The following is a 24,129-nucleotide window of genomic DNA, read 5'->3' on the forward strand; positions in this document are numbered from 1 at the left end:
GGCGGAACAGCGCAGGCGTTGTGTTGGTGAAGGGGCGCGCGGCGCGACGGCAGGGCTTGGCGCGTCTCGCGTTTATGGAGCGCACCTAGAACGTCATATTGCTTCAACCGCCCGGCGTCCCCAATACGCATGTCGCAAGCGCTAGCTTCCGGGCGTCGTGTCGCCGGCGATTTACCATACGCGAATCGTGCAACCTGGCTCGTTCGCGCCCTCTGCTTCATGAAGACCCCGCTTTTCCTATACTGTTTTTGTCGCAATCTGGTAACGCGACGCGGTCGCATACTTGGAGGAAGGCATCATGAACAAGGACCAGGTCAAAGGCGTTGCTCAAAAGATGAAGGGCAAGTTTAACGAGGCCATGGGCAAGGTCACGGGCAGGCCGGCCCGGGAACTGAAAGGCGATGTTGAGCAAGCCGCGGGACAAGCCAGGAAAGACGTCGGGGACGCCAGGGAAGCGACGAAGGACCGCACGACGCGTCACCATTAACCGCATGCCTCTGGGGCTGGGTCAATGCATTGACCCAGCCCCAGAGGCCTTATCAGGCGGCCGACTGGGGAAGTTGGTCGCCGGTGCCGGCGGTGGATGGGGGCCTCATTGCGCCCGGCGCAACCCCGACCTGATTCGCTTCCTCCGCGGCATCGTGCAACGGCTCGGCCTCCGCATCCCTCGGTATCGAGCAGTTCCTTTGGCCACACGAAGAACGCGCTGGCGACGCGTGCACTGAGGTCGGCCACCGTCATCTTGGGGGCAAGCGCCCGGAGGTACCCGGAGTCCTGCAACGATTCCTGTTGCGTCGCAAGTTGCCCTGCTTTCACGACTTCTTGACTGGAATGACCTGTCCCGTGATGTGCTCGACGAGGCTTCGCTTGTACGCTTGGGCCACCACCGCGGCGGGAGTACCTGCCGAATAGGCCTGCCCCATCGCGGCAAGTGTTTCTGAAACCCATCCTGGGCTGACGACGTTAACCCGTGCCTTGCCCCGCAATTCGAGAGCTGCGGACCGGACGAACGCCTCGACCCCTGCATTCACGATACCCACTACGGCACTCCCTGTGACCGGATGCAGGGAGAGAATGCCGCTGGTTAGCGTCAGGGACCCGCCTTGTGCGATGTGACCGACCGAGCACCGGACGAGATTGACCTGTCCCATCAGCTTGTTCGTCAGACTGAACGCAAAGTCTTCGTCGGTCAGCAATTCAAGCGGTGCAAATTTCGCAGCACCTGCGACGCAAATCACGGCATCAACGGTTCCGAGTTGCCGGTACATTGACACGATGGACGCCTTGTCTGCGAGTTCCACTGACAGGTCCGGGCCATTGCGGCTCGCGCCAATGACCTGGTGGTCGGACGAGAGCAGGCGAACGATTTCCTTGCCGAGCAGTCCGGTTGCGCCAACTATCAGCACGCGCATAGGTCCTCCTTATCCGGAAGGGTCACGCCACCGCGGAGCGACGCATCACGCTCGGCGTGCAGACGAGCGAATATCGTACTACCGTTCGAGTGGGGGAGAGTCGACTGGATGACGCTGACCGAGCTACGAGCTATGCCTTGAGTTCAACCCCTCCTACGCTGATGCGCATCGTAGCCTTGCCTGCTTCAGGACAAACCTGGTGACAAGCAGGGCTTCGTGTGTCATTTGGGCGCCGTTCGGCGGCTGAGCAGCTGACCATCCCATGCTCGTCGTGGGACCGTACGGTCTTGGATGAGCGCGCGCGGCCAACCGGCATGCTCACCCGCCGTCGCGAAGTGTAACGGTGTTCGCCGATGGTCTGACGCTGGCGGCTGTGGGCTCAGCGAGGTACCCCCTGTATCCGATGAGCGCCACGTTCATATGGGGCCGGTGCCCGTTGGCCGTTGGAGTGGACGCTGCACTCTGGTCGTCCGGGTATCCGCAACGTTGAGGCAGTCGACCTGGACTCAATGCTTCCGCGAGGGTATACACTGGGCTTGTCTCTTTGGCGGAGAGCATCATGAAAGCGCAAAATCTCTCGGGCCCAGACAGGCTGTTGGCAGCATGGCGAAACCTGAATGCTCAAGCGGCCAGCGACGGACGGGTCGGATACGAAGTCGACCAGCTGGGACGAGTCGTCGACCATCGACGGGTGTGTCCCTGGCATCAACTCCTGGTCACCGACATGTTCTGCCAGCTAGCCTCGCAGTTGGGGCCTCGCGTGGCGATGCGTCAGCCGGTATCAACCCGGTCGTTCGGTATCCGCATTGCCGACGTCGTGTGGATGCCCGAGGAGAAGTGGCCGGAAATCGATTCGGACGCCCCGTTACCTTCCGTTCCCGACCTGTGCATCGAGGTGCTCGGGGACGACAATGACGCCGACCAGGTTGAGCGCAAGGCTGACGCCTACCTCAACAGCGGTGCGCAGGAAGTCATCATCGTCGGCCCCCTCGGGAAGGTTGAATTTCGAGGGCTAGACGGTCCGCGTGCGTCATCCTTGTTCCGCGTGACCCTCGAACCGGACCCGATGTTTTTCGCGTGGGCGTGACGTACATCGGCATTGCTCGAAACATCTCTCCTGAAAGCAGCGGTGAAAATCGGACCTGGTTTCAGAGGCGGTACCGGTCAAAGTTGTCGAAATTTCGATTAGCGAGGAGTTTCTGACCTCGCGGCGCTGCATGTGCTGACGCCAACACAATATTGACCCGCTCGCCAACATTAGACTGACCAGCCAGGTTGGGTAGCGAGTTGTCGATGGCGGAGTTGTTTTCCCAATTGTCAAGCTGGTCAGTTCGATGTTTGCCCTCGTGCTCTCTTCTCGCCGGTACCAGTTTCACCCAATGTTGGAAGCAGCGTTGGACAGTGTGCACGCGGCGTTGATGGGCTTTGCAGTCCAGCACGACGCGCTCTTTTCGCTGTTGCTGGTCGCTCCTGCGGCCGTCGCCTGTTTTTTCGCATATTTAATCGTCCGCTACCATGTGCGGGTTGCCCCTGCCTTCAGGCACGGGCGCACGGCTGTGTCGACTGGACTCTTCGCGTTGTTCCTCACGGCCTGTGACCAGTATGCATTGCCGCGTGTACTGCGCGCACTCTCGTTCGACGCGATGTGCGCCGCCATTCCGTTCATGATGCTAGTCCTTGGCGCGTGCTGGGGCGTATTCCTGGCAAGCGTCATGGCGTGGTGGCGTACCCGACTGGTTGCCCACTGAATCAGGTTCTAAAAAGTCCAACTGACAACTTGAACCCGCTCCCTGCAATGCTGAAGAAGGTACTCCGGTCGCCTTCGTTCATGGCGCGTGGGCGATTGGCGTAGACCGAATCCCGCTGCGCGAAGCGTCTGCGAGAATCGTTACGCTCCAGGCCGGGCTTATCGTCGACGCCTGAACAGGCCGGTCGGCTGTCGCGACTGATACCCGACATTTTCTCGTTTTGGCTGACGTGAGCGTGGTTCGAGCGCCAACCTGCGAGCTTCGTCTGCCTGCGGCGAACTTTCCGACAACTCGTCGTTGTTCCACATTCAGAGGGGCAGAACTGTAATGACAGCGCAGTTAGCGATGTCCTGCACGACGACATAACAGCGGTCGTCGACTTTACTGTAGATGAGGTAGCAGCGCCGGTTGGGCGGAACCTCCCCAAGTGACACGCATCGACCTGCGTCCACGATTTCTCGAACAGAGGTTGCCGACAAAGTAGACCGTTGACTCACTCGTTCCTTTGCGTGAGGTGCGACCCACGACCGTCGATTGCTGGACCGTCTCTTCGAGAAATGCATCTTCGCCTCCCACGCATTGCTGCGGCAGTCCGGCAATCCTATTCCGTGTCGGGGCGCATCGCAACGCGGCAATGGATGTTCTGACGAGCTGGTCCGCGGATGCGCTGCGCCACTCGGTAGCGGCGACCGGCCATGCTGCTTGACGCTATCTATGAAGGCTGCAACGAAATCCAGGAACGTCTTGACGACCAGGGCTACAAGGTCACGGCACTTGGCAACATGTGTAGAGCGAAGCGCGCACCGCCGTGCTCGAAAACATCACGCTCGCCGCGCTTGACCGTTACTTCGAGATGAATGAGAAGGAATCTGAGACCGTCTCACAGGTAAACGCATCAAGCCTGGTTTGACACAGCGAGCACGTACGAGACTTCAGCCAAATCCGATTCGAAGCCCCACCGCGCTTATGCCTAGTGCAGCCTTCTTGTTGGCCGGCTCACGCACCTGCGCGCGGTTCGAGGGCGGGAAGAATCCTAAAACAAGGCTTGTCGGCAAGGTTCGAGAGACCCGAAAACATGTTTCTGGCTCTCCTTAATCGTCTTCGTTCTTAGGTATCGGGGGATTTTTCGGCGGTATCTGATTGGACTCGCCAGGGAGTCCGGTGTCGATAGTCGGCGCGCTTGCAGGCGGCCCGAGGTCACGGAGCCGGAAGTCAGCCTCTTGCTCTGGTGTAAGTGGCCCGCCGAAGATGTCGTCAAACGGGCCGCCAGGACTATTGCGCAAGAGGAAAATCGCGGCCTGAATCTCTTTTACCGCTCTCTCAAAATCTCCGCATGCCTCCAGGCGCTGGGCGTTCATGCCAGCCGTAGCCAGCAACATTCGGTCGCGGTCTCGAAGCAAATCGTAACCCCATGAGCGAAGGCGCTTCTTTGTATCGTGGAGCGCCCAGCCGCACTTGAATGCCTGGGTTTTGAATGGCTCCGGCGCATTGTTCCAGATGCTTTCCGTCGCGCGTTCAAGTTGCTCCATCGCCTGCAGATATTGAGAAACGTTCATCTGCCGCTCCTTGGTCTGTCCCGCAACCACGAGCCTCAAGGGCCGCCAGTTTGCTGACGCGCTCACGCGTAGGCGGCAGCCCCCATCGGCGCAATCAGCGAACGGTGCCAACCCTCAAATTGGTCCCTGCGCACGCATGTCCATTGGCGCGTACACCTTTGAGAATCCGAGCAGAGAAGGAAGAAGAAACTCCACATCGCGCGTCGTCCGCGAATTTGAGATGTCCGGAAATTGGCTTCTGGTTCTCTTCAGGCGTCCTCTTTCTTCGGCATAGGAGGTGTTTTCGTCGGTATTTGATTGGACTCGCCAGGCCGTCCGGTGTTCATCGTCGGCGCGCTTTTCGCTGACGTCGGTGACGCAACGTCGGAAGCAACCGCTCGGACAAAACGACGGCGCACGAATCGCGCCGCCATGCCACCTCTACGAGCGAACACGGGTGCCGCGCAGGGTCCAGAAAAACCGTTCTTGCGAGCAGTAACGAACGAACGTCCGCATTTCCTCCTGCCACAGTGGGGGCGCGGCGAATATGCTCTGGCTGCTTCTGGCCCTGTTCGACGCGCCGACCCATTAGTCTTGCAAGCGCGTGAGTGTCTTGCTTCGACAGTCCTGCGGAGCCGGCTTACTGGCAACGCAGAGGGGATGGTAGGTACACGCCTCCACATTCGCTGAAGGGAGATGTTTCGTGGCTCGGTGTGAGTCTGCCGTTGGTGACGGCTGGCGAGGAGGTGCGTGCTGATTTGACTGATGGCGACCCCGAAAGCGTGCAGGCGAACGAGGTTGCGGCCGCGGGCGATGTCGAGCGCAATGGCGGACAAGCTGCGGACCATCCGGAGAGTGTTGAAACCATCGAACTTATTGACCCCGTGGCGTGTAAGTCGCGAGGCCGGTGAAGTCAGCAAGTACAGCGCACCGTCTGCTCGCAAGACTCAATGGTTCGATGCCGAAGCTGAACAACCGTGCCGGGTAACAGAGGGCGAAGTGGCGGACATGGCGTGCGCCGGATAGAACGACCAGCGCACACGACAGGTGGACTTGTCCGGTGGCGGCCACATCGCCGCGTGGCCAAACGCGTCGGCTTGCCACGCTGGGCCACCACGCGGGTTCAGCACTCCTTCAAATGATTACTTCACCGCCTTCGACTTCGTCGCATTCTCGACTGCCTGGTCAGATGCCTTGGTCAACTCTGATGCGGCCTTCGTTGCGACGTCCAGGTTAGTTTGCGCGACTTCGACTGCCTGCTTTGTACCCTTTTGCACGCTTTCCTGAGCGGTGTTGGCCAGCGTGATAACCTGTTTCAGAAATGCGATTGCGGCTTCCGAGCCGACCGGGGCGTTTTGCGCGAGATTCTCGGCGAACGATTGAACCTCGCGGCTGACCTCCTGGTACCGGGTATTGACGACCTCGGCCAGCTGCGCTTGCGTAGCCGACGCAATCTCGGCAACCTGGCGTTCGTACGTCAGGACCTTCTCGGTCGGCAGCGCCAGCGCGTCTCGCAAATCACCAACTTCCAGCCTGTCCTTTTTCGCCATCCCGTCCTGCACGCGTTGGTACCAATCGGCAAACGTCGTTTTCGTCATATCCAGATTCAGTCGGACGAGCTTTTCCTCGCCTTCCAGCATCTTGCCGGCCAGGCCAAAGAAGAAGTCAAGATTTGCCCGTTGGGCTACCGCGGCTTGCTCCTGAAAATCAGTCATGTTCGCCTCCTGAAGACGTATGTCCAACGCTCACCATGTTCGGCAACGGTGACCAGGTGATGAAGCGCGTCGTCTGGAAGTCACCGTGTCGGCGTACATTTTCGAACCCGCCTCCGCAGGCGTGTTGGTCGCAGCCGCGATTGCCTGTCCAACTTCCTCAGCGCTGGGCTGCGCGATGGTGCTCGCCGAGCGTCGACAGCTGTAGGGGCTGCAAAACGATGAAGGTTCAATTACAGGACGGTGACGGTCGGGATACCATTGAATCGGCCTATCACGGAGCACTTTGTGAAGAAACATTTTTTTCCTCGCGGCGACCCACTGGATTCGTTTGCGCCCTCACTGCGACCATAACGAATCGGTGTCCTGCAACGCAGGTGACACGCACAATCCGGAGTCAATGCGCTTTTGCTAAATTTTAGGTTTCGGTCCGGGTAAAGTAGTTAGCTAGATATGTCTTTACTTCGTCTTCAATCCAAGAGTTTCTTCGACATATAAAGCCATAAGTTGGATGAGACTCTTTTTGCGCAAGACGCCCGCAAGAGTGCAGGTCTTCGGACGGATACGTCACAGGGGAATGAAGCGCTATGCGCCACGGAGACCCGTATAAGGAAACTTTCGAAGCATCCGGGCTTCCGCCGACTTGGTTCTGACTACCCATGACTATCTATCCACGCGTGTGCCCACGCAAGTCCAGCGACCTGGGCATCTTCTTCGGTCTCAAAGCTTCCAAGAACACCTGAGGCTTCGACGAATTTTGAGCCTATTGTGATTGTCCCGCTGCCAGCATATCGCTCCGACTGCAGGATATCTCCATGCTCTCGGATGGCGTGCCCCCAGATGGCATACCCTTTGTAGACTTCAGCTTCCATGCGCGCCTTGCAACGATAGTGGAACGACGCGCCAAAAATCTGTAGCACCGGGATATCTGCGCCAGCTTTCTGCAGCGGGCGCATCTGGGATGCGTCCGCATTTCAGTCTCTTCGCCTCGGATTGCAATTTCCCGGATGTCCGGTCGAGTCGGCCATCTGCGGACGGGACAATGACTGCGCTCCTCTCCGCACATGAGAGGTGCCTGGCGCTTTAAGCCTTGGCCACCGACTTGCGGGCTTTGTCGATGACGTCCACAGCCTCCTTCGCCGCAGCCTTGGTCTGCTCATGCCATGCGTTACCTGCGTCCCACATTGCCCCAAAGCCCTTCGACCAGAAAGCGATAATCGCTTCATTTCCCGCCGGCAGGTTTTGGGCGAGACTATCGATGATTACCTGAGTCCCACGAACGTACTCGCCGGCCAGCTTTTCATTTGACGCTAGCAGTTGATTTCGCGTCTCTGCGGCAATCTCATTCACATGTTGCCAGTAGGCTTGCGCCTTCTTCGTGGCCGCTTGCGACTGCCGGGACTGCAGTTCGAAGAATGACTGAGGGTCACTGGTGGAAAGGGCAAGGGCCTCCGATGCGAGGGCCTCGTTCTCAAGTATTGAAGCTTTCGTTGCCTGCAGGTTCAATGCGACGAGCCTTTCGTAAGTCGCAAAACCAGTACTAAAAAATCCGTAAAGGGCCTCAACGCAGACCTTCTGTGCAGTAGCTACCTGCTCGGGAACTTGCGTGTTCATCGGTTTCAACTCCAGTGTAAATAGAGGCGTTTCGACTGATTCGGCCGGTCTTGAGCCGTGTCCTGCCCGTCGGCTGGATTACGTGGGCCTGGATGCGAGAAGCGAAACTTGTTGCGGAGCGTGACTTTTCATGCCGCACGCAGCGTGCGGCATGAACGAGCATGTTAATAGAGCGGCTGGATACTTGCGGCCTGCTTGCCCTTTGGTCCCAGCTTGACCTCGAAGCTGACCTTTTGCCCATCGCTAAGGGACTTGAAGCCTTCCGACTTCACTTCGGAAAAATGGGCAAACAGGTCTTCTCCACCATCGTCCGGCGCGATGAAACCGAAGCCCTTTGCATCGTTGAACCACTTCACTGTGCCCGTCTGCATCATCTGATTCCAAGGAGGTTAAAAAGAGTCATTGACCCGCCGTAAAAACTCTAAAACTTGCGCTGAAGGCGCTGTTGCACGCGTGCGAAGGCCTGCGGAAAAGACTATTACCGATTCCCGGTAAAACAGTATCTGGGCTTGCGAAGGGTTATTCGGTTTGCAAGCAAGTCCGCCGCTCTAAGCCTGTGTCCGTCAGATGCCCGCTAGGTGAGGGAGTAGTCTCGGGCGGCCTGCATCCGACGTCTCGAGTCTGCGGGAGCGTTGGCGACACGGTCGAGCAATCGCTGTAGCCGCTCCCGTTGTCGTTGCAAGAGTCCGTTCGTCGCATACGCTTGAAGAACCCGACCGCGCCAGTAAGTCTGGGCGAACAACGAATCGGCACCTTCTGCGCACAGGACCCGCTCAAGATGTGTAACTGCAGCGTCAAGGTTTTGAGGCGTGTAGGGGCTCACCCAAGTGCCTGCTTTGGTGGCAACGTTCACTGTGTTCTCTCTCAGTCATATAGCTTTCTGACTAACGGCAACCTGCACAAGGTGCATCGGACTCTCTGCCCACAATGCTATTAGTCAGATGTTTATTACGTTTTGCTAACGTAATGAAAAAGATACAGGAAACATGGCCCCCCATAAACCGGGTTTACCCGTCAATGCGCAAACCTCTTGCCATTCAAAGTCTGGCGCCACATTTATTTGATGTATCGAGGCCTCTACCGTCGCTGGAAACGAGTCTGGCAATTGGCTTCTGGTTCGTACGACATTCGACGTCATTGTGGCTGCCAGACGACGAAGATTCCATTACAGGACGGTAGTGGTCGAGGTGGCAATTGAATCGGCCTAGCTGAAGCATCCTTGAAGAAGTGTTTTTCTCTCGCCGCCCCCCACTGCGTCTGCGCCCCTTATTGCAATGGCGCTTTCGCCGACCATCATCGCGATGTGTGACAAGGGTCGTGGAACAGCACGTCGCCCGTTTCCACGCAAGTCGATATTCCGCCAGTGGAACTTCCCGGGCCCGCTGGCGACAAAAGCGGGTGATGCCAAACAGGACTTTCGAACACGTTTTCAACAGACTATTTGTCGTATGGGAGTTTTCATTGCGCTCCTGCTTAGATAGCGACGGAGTGACTTCGGGATAGCGAAAACGGCATCCGTGTTGATTAAACCGCGCATTTAAAAGACGCGGACGACATGCCAGCCCGGGTGATGGCGTTCAACTGCAACCATCAGCATCGAAGTCGTGTCACACCTTCGTAGCTTGAATTACATAGGTTTGGTCAGGATGAATTACACGGAGCGTTGCACGCCATGCATAGTCGTCTGAGTCTTGATGTACATTTGCGAAGCACTCTCGAACACAACGGCTCCAGGCGGGCCTTTGCAGCTCGGCTGGACATGACCATCAAGCGCGCAAAGGTGACCTCCGGTCGGGTGGCCAGGTCACTCGGCGTCCCCGAACACGAGGTGACCCTTTGGCGCGCGGGAGTAACCGTTCCGAAGAGTGCGGATTGTGAGCGTCTTTCACAACTTCTCGACGTGGACGTCGCCTGGCTATGCGCAGGTCAAGCGTAAGCCACAGCATGTCATCGCAGTTCTCTTCGGACGCGGCCTCGCAAGTGGTTCGGCTTGTCGCCATTCACGGCCACCTCACAGGGCGAGAGCATTAATTTTTTCGAAGCCTCACGCACTTCGAGGACCGGGGCGCAGTGGTCGTCTTCGCTCCTGCATAGACTCAGAAAGGCAAGCCGGACACATACCGGATGCTTATGGCAGAGCGGCGGCAGACTGGCGGCGGGCCGATGTGCTCGGTGAACCCGTTCTACGGGGCGGCATAGGTGACGTTCAAGTCGGGTAGCCATGGTTATCGACCCACGCGCGAGCCCATGCGAGGCCAGCCAATTCCGCTCCTCTTCGGTGTCGAACGCGCCGAGCACGCCGGAGGCTTCAACGACTTTCGTATCCCTGATGATTGTGCCGCTCGCTGCGTATCGCTCGGCCTGCAGAATGCCTTCCTGCTGGAGGATAGCGTGACCGCAAAGGACATAACTTCTGTACTTTTCGCTCTGCTCAGCGTTCGACGTCGACACAGCTATCTCATGTCCGGCAGGGAGAGTGCAGCACCAAAGAGGACGATGCGTCTCCTGAAAGGGTGACGGTGGTCACCGGCCCGAGAGAGTGCCCTACGGTCGACTTCCGCCTGTCGGAAGTAGGCGGGAACACGGACCAACTGCCGTCATCGTGCCTGAAGAAGAACAACGCGCGCACTCCGGCTGGTGACGACGTCTCGACGCACACATAGCGATGCCCGCCCGACCCTGTGCGACTGAATCTGGTCACATGAACCGGTGTCGCCGGAGCTGGTGCGAGCCACTTTTCCACCTGCCAGCGCAGGGACTGGTCGTTCCTGTTTTTCATGGTCCGCTCCAGCTAGTTTCGCGTTCGGGCGATGGGGTGGCTTGACGCCGTACATCTCCTCAACGTCGCAGACGCCGGGATGGATGACCATGGATTCGTGAATTCTGCAACCGAAAATTACGGCTTGAATGGGCTTCAGATTATTGCGGAGGTGGAAAGGTGAAGGCGAAGTCCGCTCCGTGCGCGGACCATTGAAAACCGCCTCTGGTTGCTCAAAGCGACGTTGTGAATGTCGTCAACCACGCCGGGCTCGCAGACAGCAGCGCCGTCTCCAGCGTCTTGTCCAGCCCCGTGAGCACCAGCAGGCCGATGGCGACGAACACCGTCCCCAGAACAGCTTTCCCGGTGGTTCCCGCAGAGCGCAGTCGACCTCGAAGCCGTAATATCGAGGCACGCGAAAGGGAGCCGAATAGGGCCAGCGGAAGGCTCGCCCCGATGCCGAAGATGCCCATCAGCATTGCAATATTGCCGAGATTCCGGCCTTGAGCGGCGAGCGTGGTTGCGGCGCCCAGTGTCGGGCCGACGCAGGGGCTCCAGACGGCTCCCAGAAGCAGTCCGACCGCGAACTGGCCAGACAGGGTGTTGTCCTTTATCCGGCTCAGCCAGCGCTGGCTGGGACCACCTATCCCAGCGGCCACGCGATTGAAAGCGGCCTGCAGCCGTTGGGAAAACATCGCGAGCCCAAAGAGAATCATCAGCACGGCCGCCACGCGACGAAACACGTCGTTATCCAGTCCCAACGACATACCTACTGCCGCTACAAAAATGCCGATACCCGAGAAGGACACACCCAATCCAGCGGCAAGTGCAACAACCCCCAGCCGATGTGTTGCCAGTGCCGACGCAACGAGTATGGGAATGAGTGCGAGTGCGCACGGTGACAGCGTCGTCAGGGCTCCCGCCAGGAACCCGAGCGCGTACGTACCCGGAGTGAAATCCATTACAGGGCTTTGGCAAACGTGTTCTTGATGTCCTGCTCGCGCGTCTGCCCCGTTGAACGCGCGACCTCGTGGCCGCCCTTGAACACGACGAAGGTCGACTGCTGGGTCACTTTCATCGCCCGCTTCAGGGCAACTTCCTTGTCGTAGTCGGCCACGAAAATGGTCACGTCTTTCATTTCCGGGCTCGCTGCCAGGCGGTCCACAATGGGTTGCTGGACCTTGCAGGTGGGGCACCAGGTCGCATGAAAGTAGACGATGTTCGGCCTCCCGTCGGCGTTCAGCCTGTCAAACTGGGCCTGATTGAACGCCTGTTCGCCGGCGAAGGCGCTACCGACGGTCAGTAACAGGCTTGAAGCGAGCAGATATCTGCGAATGAGTTTCAGCATTGCGTTCTACCCGGAGATAAGTGCAGCCTTGTTGTTAGACGTCCCGGTGACGAAAAGATTGCACCTCACGCGTCGCGGTTGCCGGTATGGCTCGGGCGGGCTGCTGAGCGCCAAACTCGTTACACTCGTTTGCTCTATCCCGGTTGTGTGGCGCAGGCGTGTGCTGCGCCGGCACACCCGGACTGATGTGTTCACGGGTCAGCTCACCGCCGTCCATGAGCGTATCGATGAGCGGGCACGACATCTTTCCTTTCGATGTCGAACAGCGGTGCACCAGGGTCGTCAGAGCGGCCTCCAGCCTCGACAAATCCTGCATGCGCTGGCGCACGTCGGCGAGCCTGTGTTCCGCGATTGCGCGTGCAGCCCTGCACGTCTGACCGTCGTGCAGGGACAACAGCGCTTCCACCTCATCCAGCGAAAAGCCGAGGGGCTGCGACCGCTTGATGAAGCGCAGTCGCCTCAGCACATGTGCCGGATATTGCCGGATGCCGCCGGTGGGACGGCGCGGCACCGGCAGTAACCCTCGGCGTTGGTAGTACCTCACGGTTTCGACATTGACCTCTGCCGCTTCGGCCAGCCGTCCGATGGTCATTTCCTGCATGGTGCGCTTGACTCCGTACTTAGGTACGCACCTAGACTAGACTCAACCAGTCCGAAACGGAAGTGCCATGCGACCCCGCTGGACCACCACCGGCTCCCTGCTCGCGGGAGCGGCTGCCGCGCTCGGAGCATCCGCGTGCTGTGCGGGCCCCTTGTTCCTTGTCGTGCTGGGAGTGGGCGGCGCCTGGAGTTCGCGCCTGGTCGCGCTGCGGCCATTGCAACCCCTATTTGTCGCCATATCCATTGCCTTTTTCGCGGTCGCTTTCCGCAGGCTCTGCGCCAGGTCCGAAGAATGTACGGTGGGCGAAGCCTGTGCGGCGCCATCGGTGCGGCACAGCCAGCGCGTCGTTTTCTGGGTTGTTGTGCCGGCCGGGCTCGCCTTGATGTCGTTCCCGCTGTATGCGCCGCTCTTCTATTGAGACTCTGTCATGAAGAAACTGATTACAGCGTTCGTTGCGACGGCGCTGACAGCGTCCTCGGCATTAGCCGAGGGGTTTCGCACGGTCACCCTTGATGTCACAAACATGGATTGCGCCGTGTGTCCGATTACGGTTCGCAAGGCACTTGAAAAAATACCCGGCGTGACCTCGGCCAAGGTCGACTTCGCAAGCAAACGCGCGGAGGTGGTATTTGACCCGAAGATGGCTTCGGTCGACGAGTTGACGAACGCCACGGCGGACGCTGGCTATCAGTCTCACGTAAAGCAGGTGCAGTGATGGCTGCAGTCGTGCTGGATTCGAGTATCACGTGTCCGGCGTGCGGGCACAGGAAAGAAGAGACGATGCCCACCGACGCCTGTGTGTGGTTTTACGAATGCGAGCATTGCAAGACTGTGCTCAGTCCAAAATCCGGGGATTGCTGCGTGTACTGCTCGTACGGCACGAACAGATGCCCGCCGATGCAGCAGTCCGGTTCCTGCTGCGCCTGACCAGGCTCACGTAATAGGCGAGGCGCGACGCCGAGTCGGGGCAACCCGACAGTCACAGTTTCCGGAAACTGCAGTAAAGAAACTGCTGGCTGGAACCAGCCGGCGTGTTGTGGTCCTCGAGTGTGCTGGTGACCAGTTCAAAACCTGGACCAAACTCGTCGGAGAGCTGCTGAACGTCGTATCGCATTACGTCCAGCCCGCTGCACCTGTTTGGTCCCAGTGGTCCGAATGTGGCAATTACAACGCGGCCGTCCGGCTTGAGTGTTCTCGTCAGCAGGCGGGTGTAGGCGTCTCGTTGCGATGGTTCCGTCAGGAAGTGGAAGACGGCGCGGTCATGCCACACGTCGTATCGATGCTCAGGCAGGTCGACCACGATAATATCGGATTCGACCCACGTTACCTGCCCGGCGATAGAGCCCAAACGCTGTTTCGTCGTATCGAGAGCGACGGCGGACACATCGAGAACGGTCAGGCTTCGATATCCACGCTGAAGTAAATCATCGACCAGCGTCGATTCTCCTCCACCCACATCAATAATGGCTGCGTTCCGGTCCGACACGGCTTCGCAAATCAGCGTCAGCGAGATGTCAAGGTGCGGGCGATACCAGCTGACTGCGTTCGCCGCCTTATTGCGATACACGCCTTCCCAATGCTCTTTGCCGTCCATTTTTGCGTCCGCGGTTCTGCACTGTATGCAGTTTCATGGTAGGGCAAGTTTTGATGCCCGGCACGAAGGTGCGAGCTAGACGCAGTATCGGCGTTCGACCGTCAGTTTATCCAGTGAAATCCGCGAGCGAGGAGAGTTTTGCGTAACCGGTTATACCCCCGCCCCCTATGGTAGACTACGAACTTATTGTATACCCGGTGGGGGTATGTGGAGAACGCGATGAGTCACACGGTTCAGGAAAAACAGAAGCTTCTCAACAGGATTCGCCGTATCAAGGGGCAGGTTGAGGCCATTGAGCGTGCACTCGAGGAAGAGCACGGCTGCTCAGACGTCCTGCAACGAATCACGAGCTGCCGCGGGGCGATGAATGGCCTGCTCGCCGTCGTTCTGGAGGACCACATCAGGAATCATCTTGTCGATGCGGAGAGCGGCGAAGAGCCGGGTGACAGCGCGACCGAACAGCTCATCGAGGTTGTTCACAGCTATTTCAAGTAGAGTCAAAAATGAGTGAGTTCAAAGACGCCGCGTTCGGCGCAGGGCATGACCACATTTTTCTGGGTGCCGGTCACGAAAAGAACGAGCGCAAGACGTGGGCCGTGATTGCGCTGTGCAGCGCAATGATGCTGATTGAAATCGTCGGCGGCAGTATGTTCGGGTCGCTCGCACTCGTCGCCGACGGCCTGCATATGTCGACGCACGCTGGAGCAATGCTGATTGCGGCCCTCGCGTACACATACGCGCGCAAGCACGCCACGGACGCACGCTTCGTGTTCGGTACCGGCAAGCTCGGTGACCTCGCAGGGTTTTCGAGTGCCATCGTGCTTGCGATGATTGCGGTGTTGATTGGCTACGAGGCAGTTTCGCGCTTTCTGTCGCCGGTACCGATTCACTTCGGCGAAGCGATTCCTATCGCGGTGGTCGGCCTGCTGGTCAACCTGGTAAGCGTGTGGCTGCTGAGCGGCGGTGACCACAGCCATAGTCATGGTCATGGTCATAGCCATGGACACGGACACGGACACGGACACGGACACGGTAACCATGCTCATGAAGACGAGGTGCAGAAGATTTTCGCGCCGTCCGGTGTGTTTGCCGTTTCCATCTTCGAGGATGGGGTTCCCCCCGTTTTCCGGATTACGCCGGCGACGGAGGGTTCGCGACTGGACGCTTCAGCGGTGTCCGTTACGACGCTGCGACCCGATGGGACGCAGCAGGTATTCGCGCTGGCTGACCGTGGCACCTATCTGGAATCGAAGGAAGACATTCCTGAGCCGCACGCCTTCAAAGCCATCGTGCGGATGCCGGACGGCGAGCACGAAGTCGAATTCGAAGAACATGAGCACCACGACGACGCGCATGAAGCAGCGACCCGGGACCACAACATCCGGTCCGCGTACATTCACGTGATGGCTGATGCGGCTGTCTCCGTGTTGGCTATCATCGGTCTCTTGCTGGCACGCGCATTTGGCTGGCTATGGATGGACCCGCTCGCAGGTGTCATCGGCGCGCTGGTGATTGCAAACTGGTCGTACGGCTTGATGCGGGACACCGGTGCAATCCTGCTCGACATGAATCCCGACCGGCGCATGGCAGAGAACGTCCGCCATGCTATCGAGGACCGTGGCGACAAGGTTGTCGACCTGCACGTATGGCGGGTGGGTCCGGGTCACATGAGCGCCGTGGTGTCGGTGGCAACAGGTGAACCCCAGCGTGACTCGCGCTTCTATCACGCAGTGCTCAGGCGCTTCAAGGGGCTGTCGCATGTCACCGTTGAAGTGCAACCTTCACACGCGGCAGCCTGAACCATGGCAGTCAAGTCACCGTGCATCGATGTCTGTGCCTTCGATGGCAAGACCAAGCTTTGCGTCGGGTGTTTTCGGACGCTCGACGAAATTCGGGCGTGGAAGAAGATGACCGACCACCGGCGCCATCAGGTGATTAACGACCGGGCGCGGCGGCAGGCCAAGTTGCACCGTGAATCGCCAGCGTTGTCGACCGGGCAACCGCGAACGCCGGACACCTGAATCGATAAGGAGCGCCGTCACCGCTTCATTCTGGTGACTGGCTTCAATCCCCTGCGCGACAGAATCGCGCCGGCTCATTGGGGAGTATGGATTCCATGCGTACCGACAGCGAGTCAGCCTTCTACGGCAAATTCCACACAGCGTCTGGGTGCTCGGCTGCGTCAGCCTGTTCATGGATATCTCATCCGAAATCATCCATAGCCCGTTGCCCATGTTCCTCATGGCAAGTCTCGGTGCCAGTGCAACGACGATTGGCCTAATCGAAGGCATCGCCGAGGCGACAGCCCCCATCGTCAAGGTGTTCCCCGGGACCCTCAGCGACAACCTTGGCAATCGCAAGTGGCTTGCAGTCGCCGGGTACGGGCTGGGTGCGCTAAGCAAACCGTTATTTGCCGTGGCGCCGACCACCGGTATCGTGGTGACGGCGCGCATCATGGACCGGGTGGGTAAAGGCATCAGGGGAGCGCCGCGCGATGCGCGTGGCTGATGTCACGCCACCACATCTGCGAGGTGTTGCATTCGGACTTCGTCAGTCTCTGGACATCGTTGGCGCGTTCCTTGAGCCACTGCTTGCCGTTGTCATCATGCTGGTGTGGGCAGATAGCCGCTCTTGTGCTGGTCGCGTTGTTGTGCACTTCGTCTGTCGGTAGCGTACGTTCAGGTCGCTGGCGCTCGTCGCCGGTGGACTGCATATGTCAACGCACCTCGGCGCATGCTGATTGCAGCGCTCGCCAACGCTTACGCCCGCAAATCTAAAGCCAACCCTTTATCTCTGCAATCCGCCAAAGCACAAACATCAACAGCGCCACTGATGCAGTGGTCGAAAGAAAGACATCTATCGGGCGCATAAAGTTTGTGTCAGAGCTGTCTGAGGCGACCGTCTAAGCGAGAAATGCAAGTCCTTGTGCCTCGCCTCCTGAATTTGCCAAGCCTGGCAAGCCGTTACGAAGGAACAACCCATTGGCCAAGTTTGGCGAAGCTTAGAGGGTCGCCTAACGCCTTACCTTGGGCACAAGTTTTCCGACCGTCTGCCGACAAGAGCTGTCCACATTCTTGCGGCGATTATCTTTGTCGAACTCGGTGGATTGGCCCTGAGAACGGCGCTTTATCCGGCTGCGCATCCGATGTTTTAACCGGACGGCTGGGTGGAGGCACTTATTCCGGCGTCGCCTTAGCTTCGAGCCTAACCAGCGGACGCTCGGCACATCCATCGTCACTGTCATGTTCTGTGGGCGTCTGAGCTTTCAGGCGCGCCGGATTGCGAGGCCAGGACGGTACAAATGCTTACAAAGCATTGTGCTTGCCGGTGCACCATCCTCGCTGCTGTGACGTTATTGCATGTACATCCCAGTGGAGCTCGCAATGAACACGAACGTCGCCTCGAACATGCCGCCGCGCGGTCGCATCCATCCCCTGGTCGCGGGTGCGGCCGTGGCCGTTATCCTCGCCAGTGCGACCGGCATTGCGGCGATGACGACCGGAATGCTGCCCACTTCACGCGCTGTTACGACGCCTCCGACGCAAGCTATTGCGGCCGCCGCCCCCGTCGCCAGCGCGCCGGTCACGTCGCCGCAGTCGTACGTCGAACAACGTGCGGCGCAGGAGGCACCAGCCCAGCCGCGCGTCCATCACCACCGTAGCGCTCCGGTTGAGCAGGCTCCGAGGTATGCGAACAACGATACCTATCAACGCCAGGCTCAACCCGCTCCAAGGCCAGTAGCAGTTGACCCGAATGCCGGGGAGGTTGTCGCCGTCAACGCTGTCCAGGAACCCGAGCCGACGACGGGGCTCGGAGCCGTAGGCGGCGCTGTCGCTGGCGGGCTGTTGGGAAATCAGGTCGGTGGAGGACGTGGTCGTGTTCTGGCAACGATTGCTGGCGCGATTGGTGGCGGGTTTGCCGGCAATGGCATCGAGCATGCGGTGCGCAAGGCTACGACCTACCAGGTGCAGGTCAGAATGCAGGACGGCAGCTACCGGAATTTCGCCTACACGACACAGCCTCAGGTTCAGGTCGGTGAACGTGTCCGTGTCTCGGGCGACTCCCTGACCGCGTCGTAGGCATGGTCGGTACTGGCAGCATCACAGCGGGTTACTGCCGGATACAGTTTTGACATTTCCTCCGCACCTGCTTCCGCGCGCCACCCCTAAAATCCGCGTCGTTCGCCATCGTTTGGCGCTCGCCGGAAACGAGCAGGACAGGAGAACTCCATGAAACACGCTACCCTTTTTCTGGCAGTGGGACTTTCCGCTGCGTGCGCATCCAGCGCGGCTCTCGCCCACGCTGACATCGGAGTTTATCTGGGGGTGCCAGGGCCCGTCTATGTCGCGCCACCCCCAGTCGTATACGAGGCTCCCCCACCGGTGGTCTACGCACCCGCTCCGGTCTACGGCTACGGTTACCGCTATGAAGGGGATTATGACGAGCGCAGGTGGCATGACCACGGTCGCCACCGTGGATGGGAACGGCATCATCATGGCGACGATGACGACTGATTCACCGATGGCTGCGTCCGATAGCGACTGAATGCTCGCGGACGTGATTCGACGCACCCCAAATCGGGGGTTCATCCGGGTCAGCCCAAGCTCTAGCGCGTTCGAATCCCCCTTGATGTGCGTTCGGCGCCGTTGACACAGGCAGTCACTTCCAGCCGTGTTTCGCCTGCAATCTCGGGACAAAACCGATTCCGTCGTGCCAGGCGTCAATGATGTTTTTGGCCAGCCGCTTCAGCTCGGAAAGTCATGCGGGCGCAACGTACCTGTTTCTGCTGTCTGCCGCCGCACGCAAGCGAATACCAAAAAGCTACCTCGGCGCGTGGAGAGACAGGTCGACACCGTGCTGCATGATGATGTGTATCGTGGCACTGACGACAAACGCGATGAACGACGCTATACCGAGGGAGGAGGTGTCTCTCTGATTTTCATCGCCAATGTGATGAAGCACACCCGCTATCGCTATCCATGCCACGCCGAAGCTTAGGCCCACGAGCACGTCTGAGAACCAGTGAGCGCCCAGGTAAATCGTCGCAACTGTCTGACCGGCCAGCAGGATGTGCAACTGGGAAAAAAGCTGCGCCGGCGTGATGTCGTGGAGCGCAAGGCCGTCAGGATTGGGTGTAATTCGCAGTTCGGTGATGGGACAAAGGGTGCGGTCAAGAAGGCGTCGAAGGCGGAGGGTGCGCCCTCTGGCAAGGGCCAGCGGAAAGGTGACGCTTTACCGGAGCATTCTCTTAACCTACACAGTGCAGGTCATTAGGAATGGTGCGCGAGGTCTTCAGCCAATAGCTCGACGAATGCCACAACGTGCATGGTAATTCGGAGATGACGGGAACAGGTGACGCCAAGGTTGGCGCTCGCGGCCCGATATTCCGGCAATACAACGACGCGGCATTTAAATTTTAGACGCCGGGTCGGCTAGACGCACAAGAAGACGTTCCGAATCGTTGACTCCTTCGGCGGTGGAAATGTCAAACACTCCCTTGTATGTCTCCACGACTTCCTCCACGTTACCTTCAGACATCTCAGTTGAATCACAAACCTTCGACTGCCGCCAGCGAAGGAGTCGTTAAGTATCCTGTCGGGGAGTCGATACTTCGCAACAGAGAAGCCATCCACAGCGCCGCGGGACGAACCCCGGGGGCTCTCTCAAAACGGGCGCGATACCATGCGTCGAACTTGTCGTCCTCCGGGACTACGTATCGAGAACGGCAATAAGTGGTTTGAGGTCGGAAACGTCTATATGGTTGACGGGTGCTGACGGGTGCTCCACGCTGATGTCCGCACTTTTACCGTGGGTTATCACACAGACGGCTGGTACCTACGAGCGTAGACCATCTGCACAAACTTGCGCTTTATTTGCTTGTCGGTTCCTTTTGGCCGATTGGAGACAACTATGAAGGCAGTCTCGGTTTTATTGGCTCTTCTAGTCGTCTGCGCCCCGAACGCTCGTGCCGATGGTGCCACACCGCCTGCGGGCGCAAGCGAAGCCACGCCTAAACTTGGGGCGCTCGTACCGGCTGACACGGGGCGCGGGAAGCAAGTCAATCTCGACGGCGAGAATCTGCCTGTTATTGCAACCGTCGAATTATGCGAGGACATCGACGAAAAATGTGGCAGGCCCCACGCAGTCTTCACCGAGGAGTCGACAAGTAAGTCTGTGAAGTTTTTCGTGCCTGCCACCCTCACGCCCGGGTCGTATCGAGTGCGACTCACCGCCGACAGGAAAACCTATTTCTACTCGACGTCAGAGCTTGTAGTTAGGCGGGCCGCTCCCGTCATAACGACGCTATCAAAGTCCGCACTTTACCCGGAAGGGAAGGACACTTACGCTGCCCTTCAGATATACGGGACTGGATTCGCGAGGAGCGCCGGGACGCCTGCAGCGATTAGCGAGCAACCCGCCGAAGAGAATGTAATTCGCGTCGATGGGGTTCCACTTAGCAACTGCGACCCCGACAAAAGTCGCTACTGTGCTCCGAAGCTCTCTATCTCTGGGACTGAAACTACTATTACGGTCGAGGGGCTACCGCAAGCTCTATCTGGCAAGGTGAAGTTGGATGTGCAAGTGGAGAACGTGGTTTCCAACCCAGTGACCTTGTTGATGTCCCCCTTTGGAAGGTGGACGCCGCGCACATTCGCGCTGGCCGTACTCGCGGTCGTGCTTGGCATTTCCTACTTCGGCAATAGGAAACAGGTCGATGTGCCGTCCACTCCGACTGAGAGAATTCGTGGATGGAGAACCATTTACATCGACTTCGACTCAAATACCTACAGCTTGTCCCGGCTTCAACTTGTAATCTGGACCTTTGTCGCATTATTCGGGTGGGTGTATCTCAGCGTCGCCCGTAGTTTGATTCAGGGTATGGCGACATTTTCGGATATCCCCAACGGCCTGCCGGGCGTTCTTCTAATCTCCGTCGGGACGAGTGTCGCCGCCGGAGGTGTAGCCGCGGTGAAGGGAGGCAAATCGGCTGGCCCTTTTTCTCCTTCCTTCCGCGACTTTTATTCTGTGGGAGGCATCGTTGCTCCGGAGCGCGCCCAGTTCTTCTTGTGGACGCTAGTCGGCGCGGTGGGCTTCATCGTGTACACCCTTGCGCTTGACCCTGCAACGATTGAAACGCTGCCGAAATTGCCCGAGGGATTCCTTCAGTTAGCGGGAATCAGCGCTGCGGGTTATGTCGGCGGGAAGATAGTCCGCAAGACTGGTCCCGTGTTGACCGACGTAAAAGCCGAATTCTCAACCGTGAAAAATGAGGCTACGTGGACCCTTACAGGGAGCGGCCTTGCGAAAAATGCAACCTTTTCCTTCAAAGAAGGAGATGGTACGCAGGTGCCCACGGAAAGCCCCCTTGTTGGCGCGACCGCAGAAGCAGCCTCGGCTGACCAAGACGGAGACGCTACGCTCTTTAAAAAATTGACTGTGAAAATGCTAAATGCGCCGAAAGAAGCTTTCGCACCAGCGGCACCACCCCCACCGGCCTCGGCTGGTGCGGGTGGTGCCGCTGGTGCGGCGGGACAACCAACGTTTCACAAGCGCCTGTTCGTCATCGTAAATCCCGACGGTCAGAGAGCGGAGTGGCCTTACTGAGCCGGCTATGCTTGCGTCGGCAAGTGTCGCGAAGAAACTGCGGCCGCGTATCGGCTTCTCACCACATACGGCGGCCCGGCCGCCGCCCTCGCAGGGGGAAGGCACCGCTGTCTGCCCAAATACATCAATCCCAAAACTGGCGAAACGTGGAGCGGTCACGCCCGCCCGCCGGCTTGGATTAAAGACGTCAAAGACCGCAGTAAATTTTTGATTGCAAGCAGCGCTGAAGGCGACCGGTGCGGCGAACGCAGGCGTTGTGAGCAAGGCGAAGACTGCGGCCAATAAGACGGCGAAAGCGGTGGGCGCAACCAGCGGCAAGGGGCAGCGGAAAGGGCCACAGCCGTCGCTTTATCTTGACCCCAAGACCGGTGCGACATGGAGCGGTCGTGGGCGGGCTCCGGCGTGGTTGGCTAGTGCCAAGGACCGGACAAAGTTTCTGATTGATGGCGCCAGTGCGGCGGCCGATGTGAGTGCTTCGACCGAGACGAAGCCTTCGACCAAAAAGGCAGTTGCCAAGAAAGCCGTCGTCAATAAGGTCGCAGCGACAAAGACCGCACCGACGAAGAAGGTTGCGGTCAAGAGAGTGGTTGCTAGGAAGGCCGTGAGCGCGAAGGTGCCGGCTAAGAAGAGGCCGACGAGAAAAGCGCCGCGCAAGAGCGCGGCCGTGCCCGCTCCGGTGGCCACAGTCGAGTCTGGCGCCGAGTTGACGACCTGAACGTAGTTGTCAGGTGCCCGGTGGACCAGCGATTTTCCGGTTCCACCGGGTACACCAGGCCGACGACGTTTTATTGCGCCTGTAATGCTTGACGTTGGGCAGCTTGCTGTTGAGCCTGCTCTTGAGCGTGCTGCTTCGCAAGGTGCCTGCCGACCATGCAGCCACCGACAGCACCAACGACAGCGTGGTGCCCCGCGTAATGCCCAGCGACCCCGCCTACCACCGCGCCCTTGAGGCAGCCTGCGGCGTTAGCCGTGCCTGCCGTTGCAAAGACCAGCGTCGTTGTAATCAAGGCGATTCGTATCGGGCTAGCTTTCATTCAAAGATACTCTGCGGTTGGATTTCTCGGATGTGGCGCTTTCCGGCGTCGGTTCAATACCCGCGCCAATCACGATGCTCGCGCCACTCGTGCTCACGCCATTCCTGCCGGCGCCATTCACGTTCACGCCACTCGCGACGTTCGCGCCATTCGCGGGCTCGCCAGTCGTCATCACCGCCGTACGCGACGGCGACAGGTGCGGGAGCGTACATGACGGGAGGTGGCGGTGCGTACACTGGCTCTGCCGGCGCATACACGGCGCCGGGGATGCCCAATCCGATGGCGACGTCGACGTGTGCCGATGCTGCCGTTGATGCTGCCAGTACTGCCAGACCGAGCGCTGCACCGAGAATCTTCTTGTTCATCTTCGCTACTCCTCACACATTGAGTGCAATGTCAGTGACTACGGCTCGGAGTGTAGGAGGGGATGTAAGACACAGGTGAAACGACGGTGCGAGATTGGTAACACGACATTACTGGCGTCGGCGCCACGCGTGCGGTGAACTCCGTGCTCGTAGCCAACCATGACGCTCTTCGGGCTGGCTCGGGCTGCCGCTTGAGCTGCTGGCTCACTTTCGACGAACGGTTGATGTAAGTAGGAGTTGTTTGTAGCTGTTTGTGGTAGCCGCTACGAGCGGACTAGCGTAGCCTGCTATTTCCTTCCGCCGGGTCCAGCACTCATACATTCGCCATGAAGATACGTTCCGCACGAAGTGATGACCTTGATGCCATCAAAGCATTGCTCGCAGAGAACGGGCTGCTGGCGGTCGACATCACCGCCCTTGCACTCAACGACTTCTTGGTCGCAGAGGACGCAAACGGAGATTTCATCGGCTGCGTTGGTCTCGACAAATTCGGGACAAGTGCGCTGCTGCGGTCACTGGTAGTAGCGAACAACGCTCGCGAGAAAGGGTTGGGTCGCCAATTACTGGCTTACGCCGAGAACGTTGCGCGGGCCGATGACATTTCTGAATTGTGGTTGCTGACGACGACCGCCGCTGAGTTCTTTCAACGGGCCGGCTATGTCGTGTCAGACCGGACCACTGCGCCAGCTGAAATCCGAGCAAGTACACAGTTTGCAATGTTGTGCCCAGCATCGGCGAATTGCCTGAGGCGCGTGCTGGAAAGTGTTCCTACAGAGCGCGTCACGCGCTCTTAAAACTGAAGG

General features: G+C 58.9%; 30 protein-coding genes and 2 pseudogenes. 18 read left to right on the forward strand and 14 right to left on the reverse strand.

Annotated features, from left to right (window positions below; translation table 11 throughout):
• The first annotated feature begins 298 nt into the window (after nucleotides 1-298).
• On the forward strand, nucleotides 299-487 hold the full coding sequence (locus tag FVF58_RS26590) for a CsbD family protein (RefSeq protein WP_149672816.1): 189 nt from the start codon (nucleotides 299-301) through the stop codon (nucleotides 485-487).
• A 325-nt stretch (nucleotides 488-812) separates the two neighbouring features.
• On the opposite strand, the gene FVF58_RS26600 is transcribed toward FVF58_RS26590, so the two are convergent.
• Complete coding sequence (locus FVF58_RS26600) at nucleotides 813-1,412, reverse strand: short chain dehydrogenase (protein WP_149672818.1); 600 nt, start codon at nucleotides 1,410-1,412, stop codon at nucleotides 813-815.
• Between the two features lie 559 nt (nucleotides 1,413-1,971).
• Between FVF58_RS26600 and FVF58_RS26605 the strand changes: the two genes are divergently transcribed.
• Both FVF58_RS26605 and FVF58_RS26610 read left to right on the forward strand, forming a co-directional pair.
• Nucleotides 1,972-2,499: a Uma2 family endonuclease gene (locus tag FVF58_RS26605; RefSeq protein ID WP_149672819.1), complete on the forward strand. Its 528-nt coding sequence runs from the start codon at nucleotides 1,972-1,974 to the stop codon at nucleotides 2,497-2,499.
• Nucleotides 2,500-2,746: 247 nt separating this feature from the next.
• Nucleotides 2,747-3,160 carry a hypothetical protein gene (locus FVF58_RS26610; RefSeq protein ID WP_149672820.1) on the forward strand — a complete coding sequence of 138 codons (414 nt, stop codon included), beginning with the start codon at nucleotides 2,747-2,749 and terminating at the stop codon, nucleotides 3,158-3,160.
• Between the two features lie 1,091 nt (nucleotides 3,161-4,251).
• Here the strand turns inward: FVF58_RS26610 and FVF58_RS26615 are convergent.
• A complete protein-coding gene (locus FVF58_RS26615; protein ID WP_149672821.1) occupies nucleotides 4,252-4,716 on the reverse strand; it encodes a hypothetical protein in 465 nt (154 codons plus the stop codon).
• A gap of 692 nt (nucleotides 4,717-5,408) precedes the next feature.
• Between FVF58_RS26615 and FVF58_RS26620 the strand changes: the two genes are divergently transcribed.
• Entirely contained in the window at nucleotides 5,409-5,606 is a 198-nt protein-coding gene (locus FVF58_RS26620) for a hypothetical protein (RefSeq protein WP_149672822.1), read from the forward strand.
• Between the two features lie 231 nt (nucleotides 5,607-5,837).
• Here the strand turns inward: FVF58_RS26620 and phaP are convergent, their stop codons facing one another.
• The 9 genes and pseudogenes from phaP to merR all read right to left on the reverse strand — a co-directional run bounded on the left by phaP (nucleotide 5,838) and on the right by merR (nucleotide 12,728).
• Complete coding sequence (gene phaP, locus FVF58_RS26625) at nucleotides 5,838-6,410, reverse strand: TIGR01841 family phasin (RefSeq protein WP_149672823.1); 573 nt, start codon at nucleotides 6,408-6,410, stop codon at nucleotides 5,838-5,840.
• A gap of 650 nt (nucleotides 6,411-7,060) precedes the next feature.
• Nucleotides 7,061-7,279 carry a hypothetical protein gene (locus FVF58_RS26630; RefSeq protein ID WP_149672956.1) on the reverse strand — a complete coding sequence of 73 codons (219 nt, stop codon included), beginning with the start codon at nucleotides 7,277-7,279 and terminating at the stop codon, nucleotides 7,061-7,063.
• A 211-nt stretch (nucleotides 7,280-7,490) separates the two neighbouring features.
• A complete protein-coding gene (locus FVF58_RS26635; RefSeq protein WP_149672824.1) occupies nucleotides 7,491-8,021 on the reverse strand; it encodes a phasin family protein in 531 nt (176 codons plus the stop codon).
• A 164-nt stretch (nucleotides 8,022-8,185) separates the two neighbouring features.
• Entirely contained in the window at nucleotides 8,186-8,392 is a 207-nt protein-coding gene (locus tag FVF58_RS26640; protein WP_149672825.1) for a cold-shock protein, read from the reverse strand.
• Nucleotides 8,393-10,227: 1,835 nt separating this feature from the next.
• Nucleotides 10,228-10,472, reverse strand: a pseudogene (locus FVF58_RS53040) (hypothetical protein).
• A 7-nt stretch (nucleotides 10,473-10,479) separates the two neighbouring features.
• A complete protein-coding gene (locus tag FVF58_RS53045) occupies nucleotides 10,480-10,800 on the reverse strand; it encodes a hypothetical protein (protein WP_246217209.1) in 321 nt (106 codons plus the stop codon).
• Between the two features lie 212 nt (nucleotides 10,801-11,012).
• Entirely contained in the window at nucleotides 11,013-11,741 is a 729-nt protein-coding gene (locus tag FVF58_RS26665) for a cytochrome c biogenesis CcdA family protein (protein WP_149672828.1), read from the reverse strand.
• Complete coding sequence (locus tag FVF58_RS26670) at nucleotides 11,741-12,127, reverse strand: thioredoxin family protein (protein WP_149672829.1); 387 nt, start codon at nucleotides 12,125-12,127, stop codon at nucleotides 11,741-11,743. The genes FVF58_RS26665 and FVF58_RS26670 overlap by 1 nt, the downstream gene beginning before the upstream one ends.
• 34 nt (nucleotides 12,128-12,161) lie before the next feature.
• On the reverse strand, nucleotides 12,162-12,728 hold the full coding sequence (gene merR, locus FVF58_RS26675) for a mercury resistance transcriptional regulator MerR (RefSeq protein ID WP_149672830.1): 567 nt from the start codon (nucleotides 12,726-12,728) through the stop codon (nucleotides 12,162-12,164).
• Nucleotides 12,729-12,795: 67 nt separating this feature from the next.
• Here merR and FVF58_RS26680 point away from each other — a divergent pair, with 67 nt between their 5' ends.
• Genes FVF58_RS26680 through FVF58_RS53050 form a run of 3 tightly spaced genes read left to right on the forward strand, consistent with a single transcriptional unit; the run spans nucleotide 12,796 to nucleotide 13,655 of the window.
• Nucleotides 12,796-13,146, forward strand: coding sequence for a mercuric transporter MerT family protein (locus tag FVF58_RS26680; RefSeq protein WP_149672831.1), 351 nt, complete (start codon nucleotides 12,796-12,798; stop codon nucleotides 13,144-13,146).
• A gap of 9 nt (nucleotides 13,147-13,155) precedes the next feature.
• Nucleotides 13,156-13,443 carry a mercury resistance system periplasmic binding protein MerP gene (merP, locus tag FVF58_RS26685; protein ID WP_149672832.1) on the forward strand — a complete coding sequence of 96 codons (288 nt, stop codon included), beginning with the start codon at nucleotides 13,156-13,158 and terminating at the stop codon, nucleotides 13,441-13,443.
• Nucleotides 13,443-13,655, forward strand: coding sequence for a GDCCVxC domain-containing (seleno)protein (locus FVF58_RS53050; RefSeq protein ID WP_149672833.1), 213 nt, complete (start codon nucleotides 13,443-13,445; stop codon nucleotides 13,653-13,655). The genes merP and FVF58_RS53050 overlap by 1 nt, the downstream gene beginning before the upstream one ends.
• Before the next feature lie 52 nt (nucleotides 13,656-13,707).
• Here FVF58_RS53050 and FVF58_RS26695 read toward each other — a convergent pair whose 3' ends face one another.
• Nucleotides 13,708-14,322 (reverse strand): class I SAM-dependent methyltransferase, encoded by a 615-nt coding sequence (locus FVF58_RS26695; RefSeq protein WP_149672834.1) that lies wholly within the window; start codon nucleotides 14,320-14,322, stop codon nucleotides 13,708-13,710.
• Nucleotides 14,323-14,541: 219 nt separating this feature from the next.
• On the opposite strand from FVF58_RS26695, the gene FVF58_RS26700 reads away from it, so the two are divergent.
• From FVF58_RS26700 to FVF58_RS26755, 10 genes and pseudogenes are all read left to right on the forward strand, one after another.
• A complete protein-coding gene (locus FVF58_RS26700; RefSeq protein ID WP_149672835.1) occupies nucleotides 14,542-14,817 on the forward strand; it encodes a metal/formaldehyde-sensitive transcriptional repressor in 276 nt (91 codons plus the stop codon).
• An 8-nt stretch (nucleotides 14,818-14,825) separates the two neighbouring features.
• Nucleotides 14,826-16,121, forward strand: coding sequence for a CDF family Co(II)/Ni(II) efflux transporter DmeF (dmeF, locus tag FVF58_RS26705; RefSeq protein WP_149672836.1), 1,296 nt, complete (start codon nucleotides 14,826-14,828; stop codon nucleotides 16,119-16,121).
• Between the two features lie 3 nt (nucleotides 16,122-16,124).
• Nucleotides 16,125-16,343 carry a DUF1289 domain-containing protein gene (locus tag FVF58_RS26710; protein ID WP_149672837.1) on the forward strand — a complete coding sequence of 73 codons (219 nt, stop codon included), beginning with the start codon at nucleotides 16,125-16,127 and terminating at the stop codon, nucleotides 16,341-16,343.
• A gap of 172 nt (nucleotides 16,344-16,515) precedes the next feature.
• A pseudogene (locus tag FVF58_RS26715) lies at nucleotides 16,516-16,948 on the forward strand (MFS transporter); the annotation flags it as partial.
• A 757-nt stretch (nucleotides 16,949-17,705) separates the two neighbouring features.
• Entirely contained in the window at nucleotides 17,706-18,401 is a 696-nt protein-coding gene (locus tag FVF58_RS26725; RefSeq protein WP_149672838.1) for a glycine zipper 2TM domain-containing protein, read from the forward strand.
• Between the two features lie 150 nt (nucleotides 18,402-18,551).
• A complete protein-coding gene (locus FVF58_RS53055; protein WP_149672839.1) occupies nucleotides 18,552-18,836 on the forward strand; it encodes a hypothetical protein in 285 nt (94 codons plus the stop codon).
• Between the two features lie 196 nt (nucleotides 18,837-19,032).
• Nucleotides 19,033-19,320: a hypothetical protein gene (locus tag FVF58_RS53060; RefSeq protein WP_246217210.1), complete on the forward strand. Its 288-nt coding sequence runs from the start codon at nucleotides 19,033-19,035 to the stop codon at nucleotides 19,318-19,320.
• A gap of 912 nt (nucleotides 19,321-20,232) precedes the next feature.
• A complete protein-coding gene (locus tag FVF58_RS26745; protein ID WP_149672840.1) occupies nucleotides 20,233-21,927 on the forward strand; it encodes a hypothetical protein in 1,695 nt (564 codons plus the stop codon).
• Between the two features lie 123 nt (nucleotides 21,928-22,050).
• A complete protein-coding gene (locus tag FVF58_RS54465; RefSeq protein ID WP_342802414.1) occupies nucleotides 22,051-22,212 on the forward strand; it encodes an H-NS family nucleoid-associated regulatory protein in 162 nt (53 codons plus the stop codon).
• Nucleotides 22,139-22,642 (forward strand): H-NS family nucleoid-associated regulatory protein, encoded by a 504-nt coding sequence (locus tag FVF58_RS26755; RefSeq protein ID WP_149672841.1) that lies wholly within the window; start codon nucleotides 22,139-22,141, stop codon nucleotides 22,640-22,642. The genes FVF58_RS54465 and FVF58_RS26755 overlap by 74 nt, the downstream gene beginning before the upstream one ends.
• A 70-nt stretch (nucleotides 22,643-22,712) precedes the next feature.
• Here the strand turns inward: FVF58_RS26755 and FVF58_RS53065 are convergent, their stop codons facing one another.
• Nucleotides 22,713-22,961 carry a hypothetical protein gene (locus FVF58_RS53065; protein ID WP_149672842.1) on the reverse strand — a complete coding sequence of 83 codons (249 nt, stop codon included), beginning with the start codon at nucleotides 22,959-22,961 and terminating at the stop codon, nucleotides 22,713-22,715.
• A gap of 53 nt (nucleotides 22,962-23,014) precedes the next feature.
• On the reverse strand, nucleotides 23,015-23,326 hold the full coding sequence (locus tag FVF58_RS26765; RefSeq protein ID WP_149672843.1) for a hypothetical protein: 312 nt from the start codon (nucleotides 23,324-23,326) through the stop codon (nucleotides 23,015-23,017).
• Between the two features lie 326 nt (nucleotides 23,327-23,652).
• On the opposite strand from FVF58_RS26765, the gene arsN2 reads away from it, so the two are divergent.
• The gene (gene arsN2, locus FVF58_RS26770; protein ID WP_149672844.1) at nucleotides 23,653-24,120 is read left to right on the forward strand and encodes an arsenic resistance N-acetyltransferase ArsN2; all 468 of its coding nucleotides are present in this window, start codon (nucleotides 23,653-23,655) and stop codon (nucleotides 24,118-24,120) included.
• The last annotated feature ends 9 nt before the right edge of the window (nucleotides 24,121-24,129 follow it).

The organism is Paraburkholderia panacisoli (genome assembly GCF_008369935.1).
In the GTDB taxonomy this organism is placed as follows: domain Bacteria; phylum Pseudomonadota; class Gammaproteobacteria; order Burkholderiales; family Burkholderiaceae; genus Paraburkholderia; species Paraburkholderia panacisoli.

Bases quoted from the DNA above. Each gene is read 5' to 3' on its own strand.
- FVF58_RS26695 (WP_149672834.1), bottom strand. From the start codon at position 14,322: ATGGACGGCAAAGAGCATTGGGAAGGCGTGTATCGCAATAAGGCGGCG.
- FVF58_RS26630 (WP_149672956.1), bottom strand. From the start codon at position 7,279: ATGGAAGCTGAAGTCTACAAAGGGTATGCCATCTGGGGGCACGCCATC.
- FVF58_RS53055 (WP_149672839.1), top strand. From the start codon at position 18,552: ATGAAACACGCTACCCTTTTTCTGGCAGTGGGACTTTCCGCTGCGTGC.
- FVF58_RS53050 (WP_149672833.1), top strand. From the start codon at position 13,443: ATGGCTGCAGTCGTGCTGGATTCGAGTATCACGTGTCCGGCGTGCGGG.
- phaP (WP_149672823.1), bottom strand. From the start codon at position 6,410: ATGACTGATTTTCAGGAGCAAGCCGCGGTAGCCCAACGGGCAAATCTT.
- arsN2 (WP_149672844.1), top strand. From the start codon at position 23,653: ATGAAGATACGTTCCGCACGAAGTGATGACCTTGATGCCATCAAAGCA.
- FVF58_RS26670 (WP_149672829.1), bottom strand. From the start codon at position 12,127: ATGCTGAAACTCATTCGCAGATATCTGCTCGCTTCAAGCCTGTTACTG.
- FVF58_RS26725 (WP_149672838.1), top strand. From the start codon at position 17,706: ATGAACACGAACGTCGCCTCGAACATGCCGCCGCGCGGTCGCATCCAT.
- FVF58_RS26710 (WP_149672837.1), top strand. From the start codon at position 16,125: ATGGCAGTCAAGTCACCGTGCATCGATGTCTGTGCCTTCGATGGCAAG.
- FVF58_RS26745 (WP_149672840.1), top strand. From the start codon at position 20,233: ATGAAGGCAGTCTCGGTTTTATTGGCTCTTCTAGTCGTCTGCGCCCCG.
- FVF58_RS26600 (WP_149672818.1), bottom strand. From the start codon at position 1,412: ATGCGCGTGCTGATAGTTGGCGCAACCGGACTGCTCGGCAAGGAAATC.
- FVF58_RS26615 (WP_149672821.1), bottom strand. From the start codon at position 4,716: ATGAACGTTTCTCAATATCTGCAGGCGATGGAGCAACTTGAACGCGCG.
- FVF58_RS53045 (WP_246217209.1), bottom strand. From the start codon at position 10,800: ATGAAAAACAGGAACGACCAGTCCCTGCGCTGGCAGGTGGAAAAGTGG.
- FVF58_RS26765 (WP_149672843.1), bottom strand. From the start codon at position 23,326: ATGAACAAGAAGATTCTCGGTGCAGCGCTCGGTCTGGCAGTACTGGCA.
- FVF58_RS26605 (WP_149672819.1), top strand. From the start codon at position 1,972: ATGAAAGCGCAAAATCTCTCGGGCCCAGACAGGCTGTTGGCAGCATGG.
- FVF58_RS53065 (WP_149672842.1), bottom strand. From the start codon at position 22,961: ATGAAAGCTAGCCCGATACGAATCGCCTTGATTACAACGACGCTGGTC.
- FVF58_RS26590 (WP_149672816.1), top strand. From the start codon at position 299: ATGAACAAGGACCAGGTCAAAGGCGTTGCTCAAAAGATGAAGGGCAAG.
- FVF58_RS26680 (WP_149672831.1), top strand. From the start codon at position 12,796: ATGCGACCCCGCTGGACCACCACCGGCTCCCTGCTCGCGGGAGCGGCT.
- dmeF (WP_149672836.1), top strand. From the start codon at position 14,826: ATGAGTGAGTTCAAAGACGCCGCGTTCGGCGCAGGGCATGACCACATT.
- FVF58_RS26635 (WP_149672824.1), bottom strand. From the start codon at position 8,021: ATGAACACGCAAGTTCCCGAGCAGGTAGCTACTGCACAGAAGGTCTGC.
- merR (WP_149672830.1), bottom strand. From the start codon at position 12,728: ATGCAGGAAATGACCATCGGACGGCTGGCCGAAGCGGCAGAGGTCAAT.
- FVF58_RS26610 (WP_149672820.1), top strand. From the start codon at position 2,747: ATGTTTGCCCTCGTGCTCTCTTCTCGCCGGTACCAGTTTCACCCAATG.
- FVF58_RS26700 (WP_149672835.1), top strand. From the start codon at position 14,542: ATGAGTCACACGGTTCAGGAAAAACAGAAGCTTCTCAACAGGATTCGC.
- FVF58_RS26665 (WP_149672828.1), bottom strand. From the start codon at position 11,741: ATGGATTTCACTCCGGGTACGTACGCGCTCGGGTTCCTGGCGGGAGCC.
- merP (WP_149672832.1), top strand. From the start codon at position 13,156: ATGAAGAAACTGATTACAGCGTTCGTTGCGACGGCGCTGACAGCGTCC.
- FVF58_RS26640 (WP_149672825.1), bottom strand. From the start codon at position 8,392: ATGCAGACGGGCACAGTGAAGTGGTTCAACGATGCAAAGGGCTTCGGT.